At 43.8% G+C, this 18,260-nt stretch carries 10 protein-coding genes; 5 read left to right on the forward strand and 5 right to left on the reverse strand.

Annotation, left to right across the window (positions count from 1 at the left end; all coding sequences use genetic code 11):
* Positions 1–330 precede the first annotated feature (330 nt).
* Positions 331–2,679: an HD family phosphohydrolase gene (locus ACQY1Y_RS02660; protein WP_430013914.1), complete on the forward strand. Its 2,349-nt coding sequence runs from the start codon at positions 331–333 to the stop codon at positions 2,677–2,679.
* A 35-nt stretch (positions 2,680–2,714) separates the two neighbouring features.
* Entirely contained in the window at positions 2,715–3,356 is a 642-nt protein-coding gene (locus ACQY1Y_RS02665; RefSeq protein WP_430013915.1) for a Uma2 family endonuclease, read from the forward strand.
* A 35-nt stretch (positions 3,357–3,391) separates the two neighbouring features.
* Here ACQY1Y_RS02665 and ACQY1Y_RS02670 read toward each other — a convergent pair whose 3' ends face one another.
* Complete coding sequence (locus ACQY1Y_RS02670) at positions 3,392–3,964, reverse strand: Uma2 family endonuclease (protein WP_159253408.1); 573 nt, start codon at positions 3,962–3,964, stop codon at positions 3,392–3,394.
* 209 nt (positions 3,965–4,173) lie between these two features.
* Here ACQY1Y_RS02670 and ileS point away from each other — a divergent pair, with 209 nt between their 5' ends.
* From ileS to ACQY1Y_RS02685, 3 genes are all read left to right on the forward strand, one after another.
* Positions 4,174–7,032 carry an isoleucine--tRNA ligase gene (ileS, locus tag ACQY1Y_RS02675; protein ID WP_430013916.1) on the forward strand — a complete coding sequence of 953 codons (2,859 nt, stop codon included), beginning with the start codon at positions 4,174–4,176 and terminating at the stop codon, positions 7,030–7,032.
* Positions 7,033–7,116: 84 nt separating this feature from the next.
* Positions 7,117–8,226, forward strand: a complete 1,110-nt coding sequence (locus ACQY1Y_RS02680; RefSeq protein ID WP_430013917.1) for a DUF262 domain-containing protein — start codon at positions 7,117–7,119, stop codon at positions 8,224–8,226.
* A 484-nt stretch (positions 8,227–8,710) separates the two neighbouring features.
* Positions 8,711–9,100, forward strand: a complete 390-nt coding sequence (locus tag ACQY1Y_RS02685; protein ID WP_002736705.1) for a RidA family protein — start codon at positions 8,711–8,713, stop codon at positions 9,098–9,100.
* Positions 9,101–9,140: 40 nt separating this feature from the next.
* Here the strand turns inward: ACQY1Y_RS02685 and ACQY1Y_RS02690 are convergent, their stop codons facing one another.
* The 4 genes from ACQY1Y_RS02690 to smc all read right to left on the reverse strand — a co-directional run bounded on the left by ACQY1Y_RS02690 (position 9,141) and on the right by smc (position 18,163).
* On the reverse strand, positions 9,141–11,021 hold the full coding sequence (locus ACQY1Y_RS02690; protein WP_149975104.1) for a DNA-directed RNA polymerase subunit gamma: 1,881 nt from the start codon (positions 11,019–11,021) through the stop codon (positions 9,141–9,143).
* A 179-nt stretch (positions 11,022–11,200) separates the two neighbouring features.
* Positions 11,201–12,706, reverse strand: coding sequence for a WD40 repeat domain-containing protein (locus ACQY1Y_RS02695; protein ID WP_430013918.1), 1,506 nt, complete (start codon positions 12,704–12,706; stop codon positions 11,201–11,203).
* A 42-nt stretch (positions 12,707–12,748) separates the two neighbouring features.
* The gene (locus ACQY1Y_RS02700; protein WP_190537227.1) at positions 12,749–14,329 is read right to left on the reverse strand and encodes a photosystem II high light acclimation radical SAM protein; all 1,581 of its coding nucleotides are present in this window, start codon (positions 14,327–14,329) and stop codon (positions 12,749–12,751) included.
* Positions 14,330–14,632: 303 nt separating this feature from the next.
* Positions 14,633–18,163, reverse strand: coding sequence for a chromosome segregation protein SMC (gene smc, locus ACQY1Y_RS02705; protein WP_430013919.1), 3,531 nt, complete (start codon positions 18,161–18,163; stop codon positions 14,633–14,635).
* Between the last annotated feature and the right edge of the window lie 97 nt (positions 18,164–18,260).

Here is an 18,260-nt window from a genome sequence, read left to right on the forward strand (position 1 = left end):
CCCTACGGGTTTTTGGGTGAATTTGGGTTATTTGGGCGCACGCGATGCGCCCCTACGGGTTTTTGGGTGAATTTGGGAATTTGGGCGCACGCGATGCGCCCCTACGGGTTTTGGGGGAATTTGGGAATTTGGGCGCACGCGATGCGCCCCTACGGGTTTTGGACGCAGCGGAAGGCGAAAAACCCCCGCATCAAGTTAATCTAGATACCTTTCGAGAAAAAATTTTTTTGCACAGGGAGTCCTTAAAATAGAAAAGGGAACACAAAACCAAATTGCTGGTATTTTTCCTCTGGGCATGGTGGCGCAGTTTATAGAATTTAGCTGGAATTTATGAATCATTTTCTGCATTCTTTCACTGTTTTTCCTGATTCTGCCCGAAAATCTCGCTCTTACTCCCTGAGTAAACTGCGACGACCCTTAATCTTCCTGTTTACCGTCGGTTGTCTGACTAGCGTGGTCGGTTATCGTTTCTATAATCAGCCGAAATTGGCCGTCGGGACTATTTCCCCCGTCACGATTATCGCCCCCGAAGATGCCCGTTTTCAAGACCAAGAAACCACCGCCCTCAAACGCCAAAAAATTCGGGCTGGACTGCTTCCCCGGCTGAAAAGAGACCCCCAAACCACCGACCAGATCGAGCGATCGCTGCGAGACACTTTAGAGCAATTAAGTCAAATTCGCCCAATTCTGCGAAGAAATTCCATTTTAATGGGCAGGACTATTTCCAACGCCACAATGGAAACGCTGCTCACCTTTTCTGCCCCTCAATGGTCAACTCTACAAAGCCGCCTCAACTATGAAGAATCTTTTACAAACCTCTTGACAAAAGAGCAGGAATATGCTGTTAGCGAAATCCAAGCCTATCGTCAGCGCGTGACGAAGGGAAGCTTTGAGCAATTTATCGATCGATTGGAGCAATTACGGCAAATAAAGGAGCAAACCAGCCAAAATTATCGGCATTCCAGCTTAAATAAACTCAAATACGCCGATCTGATCACAGCAGCCCAAATGGGCGATCGAGAGTGGCAAAACCTAGAAAAAGCCATCCTGCAAGCGAGTCGCCGGATTTTGGTGCAAGGCATTCCCCCGGGGATTTCCACCAGTCACCTAGAGGATACCATCGCCGTGCAGATTAGCAGCGATCGCCTAACCGGTCGCCAGCAGTCTTTAGCCGAAAATATCCTTCTAGCGGCCCTGGAGGGAGAAGCGAACCTGATAGAAGATCGGGAGGCAACCAAAGAACAAGCCGCTAAAGCGGTGGAAGCGGTAGATATGGTCATGTCTAGCGCTCAAACCGGTCAAATTATCGTTAAAGCAGGCGAAAAAATTACTCAAGCTCAGTTTGTTCTCATCGATGGCTTTGGTTTGAGCGAACGGGGCATTAACTGGATGGGTTTAGGGTCAACGGCAATCCTTGTCACCAGCGCGATCGGGACTTTTTGTCTCGTTGCTCAGCGTCTCCATCGGCCTCTGCGTCACCGGGATTTTCTTCTCTTGGGTTTACTAAGTTTTACCACACCGATCCTAGCGATCGCCAATATTCCCTTTACCAATCTGGCAGCCGTGGGTTTATTAGTCAGCAGTTTCTACGGCCCGACTCTGGCCGTCACCCAAGTCCTCTTAACTGCCGGTCTTTCCCTATTCAGCATCCAAGGTATCAGCGCCGATTTAATCGCGGGGACGATAGGGGGACTATTAGCGGCTATGATAGCGGGAAAATTGCGTTCTAGGGATGAATTATCGCTGCTAGGGATGGGAATCGGAGTCAGTCAAGGGGGTGTTTATCTGCTCACTTACCTAATCGTTAGTGCCACGGCCAGCACGATCATCTATACTCTACTACCCACGGCGCTCGTCTATGGTCTATCGGGGATAGCTTGGACGGTAATCGCCCTAGGATTATCCCCCTATTTGGAACGCTGTTTCGATGTGGTCACTCCCATTCGTCTGGTGGAGTTGTCCAATCCTAATTGTAGTTTGCTCAAACGTTTGGCCACGGAAGCACCGGGGACTTTTCAACATACCCTTTTTGTCGCCTGTTTAGCTGAAGCGGCCGCCCGAAAACTGCACTGTAATGTGGAATTAATTCGCACGGGAACTCTCTATCACGATATCGGGAAAATGCACGATCCTCTCGGTTTTATTGAAAATCAAATGGGTGGCCCGAATAAACACGATGAAATTAACGATCCCTATGTCAGCGCCGAGATTATTAAAAAGCACGTTAGCGAAGGGTTAGTCATGGCCCGCAGACACGGTTTACCGCGAGTAGTCCGCGATTTTATTCCCGAACACCAAGGCAATCTCTTAATTTCCTATTTTTATCAGCAAGCTTTGCAAAAATCCGCCCAAAATGGTCAAGAATTCGTCGATGAGGCGGCCTTTCGCTACGATGGTCCGATTCCCCAATCGCGAGAAACGGCGATCGTTATGTTAGCCGATAGTAGCGAGGCCGCTTTGCGATCGCTGAAGGAGGCCTCCCCAGAACAAGCCATGGATATGATCAAAAAGATTTTTCAGGCCCGATGGCGCGATCAACAATTAGTAGATAGTGGTATTCGTCAGGAGGAATTACCAATTATTGCCGAGGTTTTTGTGCAAGTTTGGCAACAATTCCACCATCAACGCATTGCCTACCCGAAAGCAGTTTTAGAAGTCTCCTCAGCCAAAAAAAAATAAGAGATAACAGCAAAAAATCAAAAATAATTACCAAAATGTTACTAATTACTCTCAACGAAAATACTTTATCTTTATCTCCGGGCAGTCAAGTTATTTTTCCGCATCAGACTTGGGAAGATTACGAAAGATTACTGAGTTTACGTCTCCAGAAAACCTATCCTAAACTCTGTTTTAATCGCAAAACTCAAGAAATTCGGCTTATGTCTCCCTTACCAAGTCATGGCAAACGTATCAATCTTTTAAGTGATTTAGTAAAAATTATCCTTCGTCGTCAAGGCAAAGACTGGGAATGTTTTGATCCGATTACCTTGAAAATTCCGGGGGAAGCAGGAGTAGAGCCAGATACTTGTTTTTATATTGATAATAGAGAGGCAATTTTAGGCAAAGAGAGAATTGATTTAACTGTTGATCCTCCTCCCGATTTAGCTATAGAAGTGGATTTTACTTCTCTGACTGATGTAGCAGCTTATCAATTGTTGAAAATACCCGAATTGTGGGTTTATCGTCGGGAAGAATTAAAAATATATCTGTTCAGAGAAGACGGTTATCAAGAAAGCGAAAATAGTCGTCTCTTTCCCGATATAAATATCAAGAAACTTTTCCCCTATTATGTTGAATTAGGCTGGAATCAAGGTTCTAGTCTTGCCTTACGTCAATTTGAAGCTTTAGAGAATTAGGGACATAAAAGTGCGATGTCAAAAAAGAATTGTAATCATACCAAACCGGGGACTTTGCGATAGATAGAAGCGATCGATCCCCGGAATCCTACACTGGTGAATTCTACCTCATCCCCGGCTTCATAGATCTGTTCTTGCCAAACTCCCGAATCCTCGCGACGGTGACATTCAATTTTCCTCTGGTTTTGATGAATAAGAATGTATTCTTTTAGGGTGGGACAGGTTTGATAATCGCTGAATTTATCACCCCTATCAAAGGATTCCGTAGATTTCGATAATACTTCAATAATCAGAACGGGATAGAGAATAAAATCATCGGTATTGTTAATCTCTCTCTCGTCACAAACCACCGCAATATCGGGATAATAATAACAATTTGCCTCCTCTAACCGGACTTTGATATCGGAAGTGAGAACAAGACAGGGACTATCATCGAGATGATTACCTAAAACCTTGGCTAAATTGGCCGATAAAACGATATGCGGCTTTTTTGCGCCTACCATCGCATAAATCCGTCCTTTTCGGTACTCGTGCTTGATCGGACTGACTCTTTCCCCTTCTAGATACACTTCTGGAGAGACATAAAAAAAATTAGGATTCGTCACCATCGTCCTCATGCTCCCTATTCTCGAATAACTAAATTATAGCCTTTGGGAATCATCGCTCTTGGACACAATCTCGCTAGACTTATAGATCAATGATTGTCACTTGTAATATTTATATTACAGTTATGTGACAGACTAGAGATAACGACTCTCAAAGGGACGTTATTTAGGAATGAATCCCGAAAACGATTGATATCCATAGGTTTGCTAGAATGTCCAACGCTAAAAGTTACAAAGATACCGTTAATTTGCCTCAAACTGACTTTGATATGCGAGCAAATGCCAGTAAACGTGAGCCAGAAATCCAGAAATTCTGGCAAGATGAGCAAATATACGAGAAATTAGCGCAAAATAACCCCAAAGAATTATTTATTCTCCACGATGGCCCCCCCTACGCTAACGGGTCCCTGCATATCGGTCATGCTTTAAATAAAATTCTCAAAGACATTATCAATAAATATAAACTGCTGCAAGGCTACAAAGTGCGCTATGTGCCTGGTTGGGATTGTCACGGGTTGCCGATTGAACTGAAGGTTTTACAAAGTCTCAAAAGCTCGGAAAAAGAGGGTCTAACCCCTTTGAAATTACGTCAGAAAGCCCACGATTTTGCCCTTCAAACGCAAAAAGAACAGTGTGAAGGTTTCAAAAGATATGGAGTCTGGGGAGACTGGGAAAATCCCTATTTAACCCTACAACCTGAATACGAGGCCGCTCAAATTGCCGTATTCGGAAAAATGGCCCTAAAAGGTTATATTTATCGGGGACTAAAACCGGTTCACTGGAGTCCTAGTTCTCAAACCGCTTTAGCTGAGGCAGAATTAGAATATCCCGAAGGTCACACTTCCCGCAGTGTCTATGTTGCTTTCCCAATTACGTCAGTTTCAACCCCGGTTTTAAGGCCATTTTTGCCTAATTTATCCGTGGCTATCTGGACGACTACCCCCTGGACTTTACCCGGGAATTTGGCCGTCGCATTAAACCCAGAATTAAACTATTCAGTGGTGGAAACTAGCGAGTCTAATTATCTAATTGTAGCGACGGATTTAGTCGAAAAATTAGCCGACACTTTGAACAGGACTTTGACGATTAAAGCAACGGTTAAAGGTCTGGAATTAGAACATACTAAATACCGTCATCCTTTGTTTGACAGAGAAAGTGCGATTCTCATCGGTGGGGATTATGTCACCACTGATTCCGGCACCGGATTAGTTCACACGGCCCCCGGCCATGGTCAGGAGGATTATATCGTCGGCCAACGTTACGGTTTACCGATACTTTCTCCCGTGGATGATAAGGGAAATTTCACCGCAGAAGCGGGACAATTTGCGGGTTTAAATGTCTTGAAAGATGCTAATGAAGCAATTATTTTAGCACTGACAGAAAAGGGTGCCTTACTCAAAGAAGAAGCATACCAGCATAAATATCCCTACGATTGGAGAACCAAAAAACCGACAATTTTCCGCGCAACAGAACAATGGTTTGCTTCCGTGGAAGGATTCCGGGAATTAGCTTTAGATGCAATTGATTCGGTGCGTTGGATTCCTGCAACGGGTAAGAATCGCATCACTTCTATGGTTAGTGAAAGAAGCGATTGGTGTATCTCTCGTCAGCGCAGTTGGGGGGTTCCTATTCCTGTTTTTTATGACGAAGAAACGAATGAACCTCTGTTAACCGAGGAGACGATTAATCACGTTCAAGCTATCTTCGCAGTCAAGGGTTCTAATGCTTGGTGGGAGTTATCCGTAGAGGAATTATTGCCTCCCAGTTATCGCGATAATGGTCGCAGTTATCGCAAGGGAATGGATACTATGGATGTGTGGTTTGATTCTGGTTCTAGTTGGAATGCGGTGGCTAATGCTCGACCAGAATTAAGTTATCCTGCGGATATGTATCTAGAAGGATCGGATCAGCATCGGGGATGGTTTCAATCGAGTTTATTAACCAGTGTCGCTGCTAATGGTATTGCTCCCTATAAAACGGTGTTAACTCACGGTTTTGTTTTGGATGAACAGGGACGAAAAATGAGTAAATCTCTGGGTAATGTCATCGATCCCAATGTGATCATTAATGGTGGTAAAGACCAGAAAAAAGAACCTGCTTATGGGGTGGATGTGATTCGGTTATGGGTGTCCTCGGTGGACTATACCAATGATGTGAATATCGGTCAAAATATTCTTAAACAGTTGGTAGATATCCGTAATAAAATCCGTAACACTGCCAGGTTTTTACTGGGGAGTTTAAATGATTTTGATCCCCTTAAGGATGCGGTAGCTTATGAAGAGCTACCGGAGATTGATCGCTATATGTTACATCGTATCTCGGAGGTGTTTACGGAAGTTACGGCAGCTTTTGAAAGTTTCCAATTTTTCCGCTTTTTCCAGACGGTACAGAATTTTTGTGTTGTCGATTTATCTAACTTTTATATCGACATTGCTAAGGATCGTTTATACATTTCTGATCCTAATTCTTTCCGTCGTCGCAGTTGTCAAACAGTTTATGCTATTGCCTTAGAAAATCTCGCTAAAGCGATCGCTCCTGTCCTGTCTCATCTAGCGGAAGATATCTGGCAATTTCTCCCCTACAAAACTCCTTATTTATCGGTATTTGAGTCAGGATGGCTAAACATCGATCCTGCTTGGAATAATCGCGAATTGGCCGATAAATGGGCCAAATTCCGGCAGCTACGCACCGAAGTTAATAAGGTGATGGAAACTGCCAGAAATGATAAGGCGATCGGTGCTTCTTTAGAGGCAAAAGTTTTACTTTATGTTCCCGATGAAACCTTACAACAGGAGTTAGAATTATTCAACAATTGTGATAGTTTAACGGGGAATAAAGTTGATGAATTGCGTTATCTATTTCTCTCTTCCCAAGTGGAATTAGTTAGTGATATTAGCGCGATTCAAACCGCAGAATATAAAGGAGAATCGGACTTTGTTTCGGTGGGAATTGTCAAAGCAGACGGCGAAAAATGCGATCGCTGTTGGAATTATTCCACTCAAGTGGGAAAATTTGCCGATGATCCCACTATTTGCGAGCGCTGTAATGCCGCTTTAAAAGGAGAGTTCTAAGCTAAATTAAAAGGGTGCTTTATTGTCGAATAAAGTACCCTTTTAACTGTGAAAATTTTATAGATATTAGGACGGATAAAAATTATGGTTAATTATCTCAGTCAAGAAGAGAAATTACTAGCAGCCGAAGAAGAAAAGTATCTAGAGGAAGAAGATGATGTGGATTTTCCTCCTGCGGATATTATTGCTTACAATGAGCAGCGATCCTGCTCTGATCTAGTTAGAATGTATCAAAAAAAACAATTGGTTATCGATCCAGATTTTCAAAGAGATGTGGTATGGACTGATCCACAACAAACTCGTTTTATTGATAGTTTAATGAAACAGTTACCGATTCCTAGTATGTGTATTAGTCTTGACTATAAGACAGATAAACGCTATATCATCGATGGATTACAACGAATTAGTACCATCGTCAAATTTTTAACTACTGAAAATTGGAGGCTATCAAAATTAGCTGATGTAGATTCGTCTATTTCTGGAAAAACAGTTGAGGAAATAAAAACTCAGCATGAAGAATTATATGAACGCGTAGAAAATATGACTATTCCCATCACCATGATTCGCTATGACTCCAGCAAAAAAACTCATAATAATTATATTTTTAACATTTTCCATCGCTTAAATACCGGTGGAGTAAAACTCAATAATCAGGAGATCAGAAATTGTATCTATAATGGCGAGTTTAATAGTTTTTTAAAAAAATGCGCTCAATATGAAAACTGGCTTTTGCTGATGGATCGAAAGCAGAAAAAAGCATCTCGGTTTGAAGATGAAGAATTAGTGCTTCGTTTCTTTGCTTTTTATGATGGATACCAGAACTACAAGGGGAAATTGACCAGATTTTTAAATGATTATATGTATAAACATAGATTGGCTCATGAAGATTTTATTCAAGATAAAGATGAATTATTTAAGCAAACTGTTGACTTGATTTATGATAGAATCTTCAAAGAGGAACCTCTCAAAACCAGTAAAGTTATTGCTGAGGGAGTTCTGTTAGGAGTTGCCAAAAATTTAGATACTTTAGTCAATCTCTCCAATGGTGAATTACAAGACAAGTATTCTAGATTAATAAAATCTGAACCATTTTTGACTAAAAATTTAGCTAGTGGTATTTATCAAAAAGATAAGGCTTTAGAGAGAATTAATACATCTATCAAAATTTTTTCATCTACTGGTAATGATTACTAAAGATTATTTACTCAAGACGTTAAACTGGCTTGATCAACTCTATAATGACCCTACAGCTGATAATCAAAAAACTTCTTCTTATTCCAAACTAGCTCTTATAGAATTATGTGGCTGGATCGAGGAAACTATGGATGATATAGTTTTAAGATGTGCTAAACGATGCTTAAAGTCCGAAGCTAACAAAAAATTCATCGATAAGACTATTAGTGGTACTCATAGTTTTGAATATGAACCTTTTAGAAAAATGTTGATGATGGTTATTGGTTTAGCAACATTAGAAAAAATCGAAAAAAAGTTAGAAAAAACTGGTAAAATTAGTGCTTTAAAAGGTTATCTTGGTAATCTAAAAGATAGTCGCAATCGAGCGGCTCATACTCATACTAAAGGTACTTTGAGAACTTATGACGCTCCTTCTAAAACTAAACCTGATTTTGATAAAATATATGGTTTGTTAAAAGAGTTAGATGCAGAATTGCAACGTCATATGAATAATCAGGTCATCCGTACTGATAAAGCTCCGGCCCCTGTGGGTCCCTATAATCAAGCGATCGCCGCTCCTGGTCCTTTTCTCTTTGTTGCGGGACAAATTCCCCTAGATCCCGTCACGGGTGAAATCGTCTCCGGGGAAATTAGCTCCCAAACCGAACAAGTTATGGCCAATCTAGAGGGCATTTTAACCGCTGCCGGGGCTAATTGGTCAAATGTGGTGAAAACTACCGTCTTTCTCTCGGATTTAGCCAATTTCGGGGCGATGAATCAAGTTTATGCCCGTTATTTCCCCCCGGAAACTGCCCCGGCCCGGGCCTGTGTGGAGGTGGCCCGTCTTCCCAAAGATGTGCTAGTGGAAATAGAATGTATTGCCGCTTTAGCCTAAAAATTAAGGTGGGCAATGCCCACCCTAACCTAATCTCTCTCTAGACCACCAAAGCCTCTAGAATCGTCTTATTGTAGATAATTCGCCCTACAGTAGTACGCACATACTGAGAAATTATCTCACCATCCTTCTCGCGGGTTTTGCGCTCCCGATAATATTTCCAGATGCTGCCATCGGGGAGAGTTTCCGTTTCCAGGACTTCCTCATCGGGTTTATTGGTTTTCACCTTTTCTCCCACTGGTAAACGCAACCACACAGAAGCGTGCAGATCCACCAATCCCTGATCAAAAGAGCGAATAGCGTCATCCATGCTGGCGAAATAACGACCCCCACCCTTTTGGGCCTTGGGATTTTCGGCCGTGAGATAATAACAACCCAAAACCATATCCTGAGAAGGGGCAACAATCGGGCGACCGGTCGCCGGTGAGAGAATATTATGACAGGCCAACATCAATAAGCGCGCTTCCGATTGTGCCTCCAGGGAGAGGGGAATATGTACGGCCATTTGGTCCCCGTCAAAGTCGGCGTTAAAAGCGGGACAGACGAGGGGATGTAACTGAATCGCCCGGCCCTCCACCAATATCGGTTCAAACGCTTGAATGCCCAAACGGTGCAGGGTAGGAGCGCGGTTTAACATCACCGGGTGTCCCGTGATCACTTCATCCAAGACGTGCCAAACATTGGCATCCCCCCGTTGGATCATTTTCTTGGCTGCCTTGATATTATTGACGATGCCTAATTTAATTAAACGATGAATAACGAAGGGTTGGAACAATTCGATCGCCATTTCCCGGGGTAAACCGCATTGATAGATCTTCAATTTCGGACCGACAACGATAACCGAACGTCCCGAATAGTCAACCCGTTTACCGAGGAGATTTTGACGGAAACGCCCCTGTTTACCCTCGATAATATCCGATAAAGACTTCAGGGCGCGATTATTCGCCCCCACCACCGTGCGACCGCGACGACCGTTATCAATTAAAGCATCGACGGCCTCCTGTAACATCCGTTTTTCGTTGCGGACGATAATTTCGGGGGCGAGAATTTCTTGCAGACGGGATAAACGGTTATTGCGGTTAATCACCCGACGGTAGAGATCGTTCAGGTCAGAGGTGGCAAAACGGCCGCCGTCCAACTGCACCATCGGGCGTAAATCGGGAGGAATCACGGGAATTACGCTTAAAACCATCCATTCTGCCTGAGAACCCGTGGCGATAAAGTTATCGATTACCCGGAGACGTTTAATTAATTTTGCCCGTTTTTGCCCTTTACTTTCGACAATTTCCGTCCGCAGTCTTTCCGCTTCTTCTTCCAGGTTAATTTCCTGTAAGAGTCTTTGGATAGCCTCGGCCCCGATACCCACTTCAATGCCGACTAATTCCGAATCCTCCGCGTAGATTTCTTCTTCGATCTCTAACCATTGATCTTCGCTGAGGAGTTGTTTATAACTAAGATTGCCTGCGTTACCCGGATCGAGAACCACATAGGCATTAAAATAGACGATCTGCTCCACGTCCCGCAGGGGCATATCGAGCAGGATACTGAGATAACTGGGAATACCTTTGAGATACCAAACGTGGGTGACAGGGGCAGCTAATTTGATAAAACCCATGCGATGACGACGTACCCGGGACTCGGTGACTTCTACCCCGCAACGTTCACAGACAATTCCCCGGTGACGGACGCGTTTGTATTTACCGCACCAACATTCCCAGTCTTTGGAGGGGCCAAAAATTTTCTCGCAGAATAACCCATCCATTTCCGGTTTGAGAGTCCGATAGTTGATCGTTTCTGGTTTGGTTACTTCTCCGACGACTTGACCGTTAGGTAGGGTTCTTTCTCCCCATTGCCGAATTCTATCGGGGGACGCTAAACCGATTTTGACGTAATCAAATCTTTGATCTGTTGGAGTCTTCATTCTGAATTTTTTACTATGGGTAATGATCTGGGATAAGCGATCGCTCTCGCGTTCTCGATGCCCCGATGACAACTATTGGGCAGAAACGACAATTAACTCAGTCACTTTTTCTTGGGGTCAAACTGGCCCGATCGAGTCCGGGACATTACATTATACAATTTTTCTAGTTCGATCGACCATTAAGTGATATTTTCCCAGATGGTGATGCTGCCGTCGGCCGCGGCCGCTGCTAGGTGACAATAATCGGGGCTGAGAACTAAACTGGAGATCGGCGATGATCGCCCATTGTCGGTGCTGAGAGTTGCGATCGCCTGTTGAGAATTGGCTAACCAGATTTTAATCTCTCCGTCGGTTCCCCCGGTAAATAACCACTGACCCTCCTCTGCAAATACCAAGCTTGTCACCTGACCATTATGGGCATTTATCACCCGAATTGGCGCAAAATGACCGCTTTTCTCTGGGTCGTATTGCCAGATTTTCACCGTCCCATCCACACAACCGGCGGCAATAATCTGACTATCGGCAGCGATCGCCAGACTCTGCACCGAAGAAACGTTACCGGATAGGACGGCGATTTTTGCTCCCGATCCCAATTGCCAGAGGGTGACAGTGCCATCACCCCCAGCTGCGGCGATAAAATCTTGATTAGGAGCCACTGCTAGGGCATAAATTGCCCCCAGACTGTCATAGGAGCTAAATTCTTCGGTTTCCTGCTCTAAATTCCACTGTTTTAGGGTTTGATCGTAACTACCGCTCACCAAAAAATGCCAACGGGGGGCAAAATCTAGGCCGTGAATCGAACCGAGATGACCGAGGAAAATTTGATTTAATTCCAGATTACTGCCATCCCTGGCTAAAGTCCATAATTTAACGGTTTGATCGAATCCCCCCGTCGCTAGATGATAATCGCCGTTTCCGGTGACTGCTAGGGCTAAAATGCCCTGATCATGAGCTTCCACCGTATTAATCAGGGTTCCCCTCGCAAAATCCCAGATTTTTAGGGTACGATCCCAACTAACGCTAATTAAAAACCGTTGATCCTCGGTAATTGCGATCGCTGTAATCATTTCCCGATGGGCGCTCAGACGGCGATAATAGTGCCAATGGGGGACAGGGGGGGAAGTGGGAGTTAAATTAAGGGTAGGTAGGGTGATTTGTGGCTCATTTTCCGCTTTTATGGCGTTAATATCTGCTGATTCTTCCTTAAGCGGCAAAATCTCTCTTTGTAAGCGACTGTAGGATTTTTCCAGATGTTCGATGCGTTCCAGCAGCCCGTTACGGTTGATATATTGAATAATTTGATTGTATGACTGTTCGAGGACGAGAATATTCTCCTCTAATTCTGCGATGGCACTGGCGTTATCCCTGGCCACCGAGGGAGTGAGGGACTGTATTTGGGCCGATAAAGCTTCTTTTTCTTCTTCCCACTGCTCCTGTAAATGACCGGTTATCTCGGTTAAGCGTTGAAGTTGCCTGGTTCTTTCTCGGAGACGATTGAGAATATTTAACCCGAAAGTCACGACTAGGAGGAACAAAGGCAAAAACCCCGCACCCATGGCGATAAGGGTAAGCAGGGTTAATCCTAGGGCGATATATTCCGCTAATTCTAGCCCATGGAGGCGATGGTCGGTCATTTTGCAGTTACCGGTAAAGGGATTTTGATCATCTCCTGATTTCAGACTCATGGTAACGCTAATTGCCGCCTTCGGATTGACTAAAATTAATTTTTAAGCAGGAGTTAAGACTTTTTTCTTAGTTTCTATCGGTGCGGTTAAAGCGGACTCTAAATCGGCCTTCCCTAGTCTTGCTTCCAAGATTTTCAGCACTTCCCGTCCAAAATCATCGGGATTTTGTCGCCATGCTTGCAGACAAACTTCGCCAAAGAATGACCCCAAAGGTTCGGGATTCCAGAGCAGTTTTTTGGCTGTCCAGGGCATTAAACTCATGGGATCATAGTCGGGTTTAATAATTTCCTTTTTGAAGGCGTATTCTTCTAGATGGGTGTGGGGTTGTAGTCCGATAAAAAAGATGGCTGGTTCCACTTTATCGACTCCAAAAATATTTTCTAATTCCCGATGATAGGTGATAGTTTGACGAATAGTTTCTAGGGTTTCATCAATAACATTAAAGGAATAATTTACCGAAACTAGATCATTAAAACCTGCCGCTTTTAAGTCTCGACAATTTTGCAGAACTGTCCGCAAATTATAGCCCATACGCATTTTTCGGACTAATTCCTGAGAACCACTGGTGATGCCGATTTCAAAGTAGTTCATGCCTGTTTTTACCATTAAATCGCACAGTTTTGGGGTAAGATTATCGGCGCGAATATAGGCAGCCCAATGGATATCTTTCATCCCATCGGCGAGGATTTTTTCTAATAGTTCTTCTACATCGTTGATAAATTTTCTGGTGGGGATAAATTGGGCATCGGTAAACCAAAAATTGCGAATGCCGCGGTCGTATAATTGGCGCATTTCCTTAACTACTTCATCGGCGGGATTAATGCGTACTTGTTTCCCTTCGACGACGGTATAGATGCAGTAGCAGCAGTTATGGGGACAGCCGCGCTTGGTTTGTACCCCGATATAAAAGTCGTTTTCTTGGAAATAGTAGGAAAATTCCGGCCAAATACTGGCGATGTAATCGTAGTTACAAGCGGATTTTTCTAAGGGGGTGGGGGATTCGTGGATTAAACGCGGCCGGGGTGTGGTTTCTCCGACCACATAACAACGTTCATCGCTAAAGTCCCGGCCGGAGAGGAATTTTTCTAGCAGGGTTTCCCCTTCTCCCACTGATACAATTGTTCCTGTGGGCAGTTTGGTTTTTAGTTGTTCGTAGAAAACACTGACGGCACCACCCCCGACGATAACTCGCGCTTCGGGATGGTATTTTCTGGCCCGCTGCAACCCTCGGCGAATTAGTCCCTGATTGCGCCATAATTCCCCGTAGTAGGCCGTTGTCACCTTTAAACCCCCTAAAGCACCTCGCAGCTTGATTAGGGGGTTTTTAGCGTAGTAAAATTCAAAGGCGTTTTGTAGGGGATTACCACCGCGACCACCGACGGGGGCATATATTTGAATATCCCGCCAGGAGAATACTAGCAGGGTGGGCTGAAATTCGTCAACACAGCGATCGAGTGCCTGGTTAAAGTCTAAGGGGGGGACGGTGCCAAGGTCAAAGATCCTTTGTTCGATGTCGGGGAAGAGTTTATGAACGTGGTCGGAAAGATAAACCACACCGATGGGGAAAATGGGGTTACAGGGGAGTCTAACGTAGAGGATGCGTTGTGCTTGCGGTTGAGTCATGAGATTTCTGAATGGGACGGGGACGCATTCTGAGTAATCTTAATATAACTTAACTTTGCTGGGCTTGTCTGGCAGTTATCAGTTATCAGTTATCAGTTATCAGTTATCAGTTATCAGATGTGAGTTTTCAGTTCACTGTTTACTGAAAAGCTTCCCACACCCCACACCCCACACCCCACACCCCACACCCTACACCCTACACCCTACACCCCACTTCCCACACCCCACACCCCACACCCTACACCCTACACCCTACACCCCACACCCCACACCCCACACCCCACACCCCACTTGCGTCTAAGGTTAAACTTTAATTCCTAGTACCTGTGTATGGGTTCCCCGTGCTTGGGTGACACCGATGGTTCTTTCCGATGCTTCAATCATCGGCCGACGCAAACTAACAACAATAAATTGGGCTTGTTGTGCTTGTTTTTGAATCATTTTGGCCAATTTCTCCACATTTGCCCCATCTAAAAACATATCCACTTCATCAAAGGCATAAAAGGGAGAAGGACGATATCTTTGTAGGGAAAAAATAAAGCTTAAAGCGGTTAAAGATTTCTCCCCCCCAGACATGGAACTTAATCGCTGTACGGGTTTTCCTTTCGGATGGGCCACCAGATTTAAGCCACCATTAAAGGGGTCATTTTCGTCTTCTAGTTGTAAGTAACCGTCGCCATCGGACAGGGTGGCAAATATACTCTTAAAGTTTTCGTTAACGGCAGTAAATGCTTCCTGAAAAGCATTAAATCTGAGGGTGGTAAAGTTTTCTATGCGTAAAAGTAGTTCGGTTCTTTCTCCCTCTAGAGTTTGCAGTTTTTCTGATAGTTCATCTAATCTCTCTTTAGTTTTTTGGTGTTCTTCTAAAGCTAACATATTCACAGGTTCTAAAGCTGCTAATTTCTTTTGTAACTGCCGAATATCGCTTTGAATTTTCTCGAAATCTCGCTCGCTTTCAGGAATTTCAGGCAAGGGATTGGGTAAGTCGCTTTCTAGTTGACTAATTTCTGTCTGTAAAGTGGTTAGTAATGCTCGTCTTTCCTCTTGATTGTTGACTAACTTCTCCGATTGCCAGATAGCCTGTTGTTGTTGGTTTTGTTGTTGTCGCAAAACTGTCTCTAATTGGTCTCTTTTTTGCTTGGTTTCCCCTAGTTGTTGCGATAATTGCTGTAAAGCTTGATTGATTTCTAAAATATGGTGATCAAGTTTTTCTATCTCCAGATTACCGATATTTCTCTGATTAACTGCATCGGTAATTATTTTCTCAATCTCAATAATTCTATCCGCAGACTCTTGACTTTTTTCCTCTAGTCTGATTTGTTGACTTTGTAAATCTTTTAACTGTTCGCGGACTGTAGCGAGGTGATTTTCTTGGGTTTGTAACTCTAATTCTTGAGCGCGAATTATTCCCTGTACCTGTTGCCATTCGCTATGGGTATGATTGGCCTCTAAAGCAGTTAATTTCTCCTGTTCTTGCTGTAAGGATAACTCTAACTGAGGAATTTCTCTGGTTAATACTTCTAACCGTTGACGAGAAATAGTCATTTCCTCTTGCTGTCCCGATAATTGACGGGTTAAATCCTCTTTTTCTGTGGTTAAACGTTCTAAATCCTTGCTTAATTGTTGTAGAGATAATTGATTTTCCCGATGACTTTGACGGGTTTCGGTTAACTGTTGGGTTAACTGACTGATAAGATTATTAACTTGAGTAATTTTTTCTTCGTTGCGGGTAAGAATGCGATCGATTTCTGCTAATCTTTCCCGTAGAGATTCCGCTTCACTAGACTCCTTCGGAGAAATTTTACCAAAACGCAGCCCTGATCGCGTCGGTTGGCTGCCTCCAGTCATAGCGCCAGTCATCTCTAATAACTCGCCATCCAAAGTAACGATGCGATATTGATTGATATAATAACGGGCAGAATCTATATCCTCGAAAACCACCGTACTGCCAAAAATATAGTTAAAAACCTCCCGATACTGGGATTGAAACTTAACTAAATTCACCGCTAAATCCAGATAACCCCGCGCGTGACGCAGAGAGGAAATATCCTGGGGACGGGGAGGACGAATTTTATTCAGGGGTAAAAAAGTGGCCCTACCGATGCGACGCTGTTTTAGTAAGGCAATTCCGGCAGCCGCAACGCTATCATCTTGGACGACTACATGACCTAAACGACCTCCGGCGGCGATTTCCAGAGCAATTTGATAACGTTCTTCTACTTCGCCCAATTGTGCCACTAATCCGCAGATTCCGGGCAAATCTGACTGTAATAATATTTGAGTGGCATAGGTTCCCTGGGCCTCCTGTTGCGCTTGCTTAGTCGCTTCCAGTTTATCTAATTCCCTCTGTTTGTCCCGTTGTTCCTTGAGCAGACGTTTTTGGGTGTCCTGACTGATAACGCGATTTTGTTCAGCAATGGTGAGTTTTTGGGCTAAATTTTGGATATCTGGTTCCGATTGATTAATTTTTTGTAATATTTCTTGACTTTCTTCTGTTTTTGTGCTAATAACTTGCTCTAATTCTTGCAGACGTTGACCAGCTTCTACTATATTAGTTTGCAATCGAGCGCATCTTTCGGTCAATTGGGCCCGTTGGCTACGGTAGGGGTTTAATTGTTCCTGAAGACGGGTAATATTGCGGGAAAGGTCACTTTGTTCTTTTACCCAAGCTTCTGACGCTTCCGCGAGACTACTTGCTTGCAGACGATAGTTTTCTAGGGTTTCCCTTGCGGTTTGGGTTGTCCGTAGGAGATTGGGTAAAATTTCAGTTTCTAAACGGCTTTTTTGGGCAGTAATCTGATTTAATTCGAGATTGTAGCGATTAATTTCCTCTGAAAGCCTGTTTTTCTGTGCCTGAGATTCTTTTTCGAGGTTTTCTAACTCTTTTTGTCGTTGTTGCTGTTGTTGTCGTTTGGCCTGTTGACTCGCTAATCGGGAAGTCAGGGACAGGTGTTCATCTTCCCCGAAAGCTTTAACCTGTTGATTGAGTTTCTCTAATTCTTGACTATTTTGGGCGATTTGTTCGGATAAATTGGCGATAGTCTCCGTTAAAACCTGTTTTTCCCTTTCCCCAGCTTGAATTTGTCCTTGTAATTGCTGGCAGCGCTGCTGGAGATTTTGCCAATGGAGGACAATTTCCCATTGTTGCTTTTCTTGGACTTGGGCCTTGAGTTTTTGGTATTTTTCGGCTTTAATGCGATCGAGTGCTAATTTCTCCAGAGATTTTTGCAATTCTGTGGCAATAATTTGGCAGCGTTCTTCTCTTTCTTTAACCGAATCGATATTCTCCTTAGTTTTCTCAATTTTGCGGTCAAATTCGGCTACTCCTGCCAATTCGTCGATAATTTCCCGTCTTTCCTTGGCATTCATGCTGATAATTCGGGTTACGTCCCCCTGTAACACCACGTTATACCCTTCGGGATAGATGCGTAAACGGTTTAATTGGTCGTGAAGTTCGCTAACCGTACAGGTTTCCCCATTGATATAGTAGGTAGAAGTATAGCTGCCACCCTTAGCCACTTTTAAGCGTCGGGAAACCGTCCAATCCCTATCGGTTGCGTCAGGAATATCGGCAATATCAAAAGTCACCGAAACACTCGCTTCTGAGCTATGACGTTGACTGTTATAGCTATGATTGACTAAATCTGGTAATCTTTCGGCCCGCATTCCCTTGGAAGTAGCTAATCCCAAGCAAAATAGCAATGCGTCGAGAATATTCGACTTTCCCGAACCATTTGGACCAGAAACCACCGTAAACCCCGGTAAAAAGGGTATAGGAGTCGTTCCCCCGAAGGATTTGAAGTGTGAGAGTTCGACCTTTTTGATGTAAACCATGGCAATAAGCAAAAAGTAGGCAAGCTATCAGCTGTCAGCTGGAATCGATAAGGGATAACTCCGGTTTATCCTTGACAATATCCTCAGACTTGACCGG

Source organism: Microcystis ichthyoblabe FBCC-A1114, from assembly GCF_050500245.1.
Classification (GTDB): domain Bacteria; phylum Cyanobacteriota; class Cyanobacteriia; order Cyanobacteriales; family Microcystaceae; genus Microcystis; species Microcystis ichthyoblabe_A.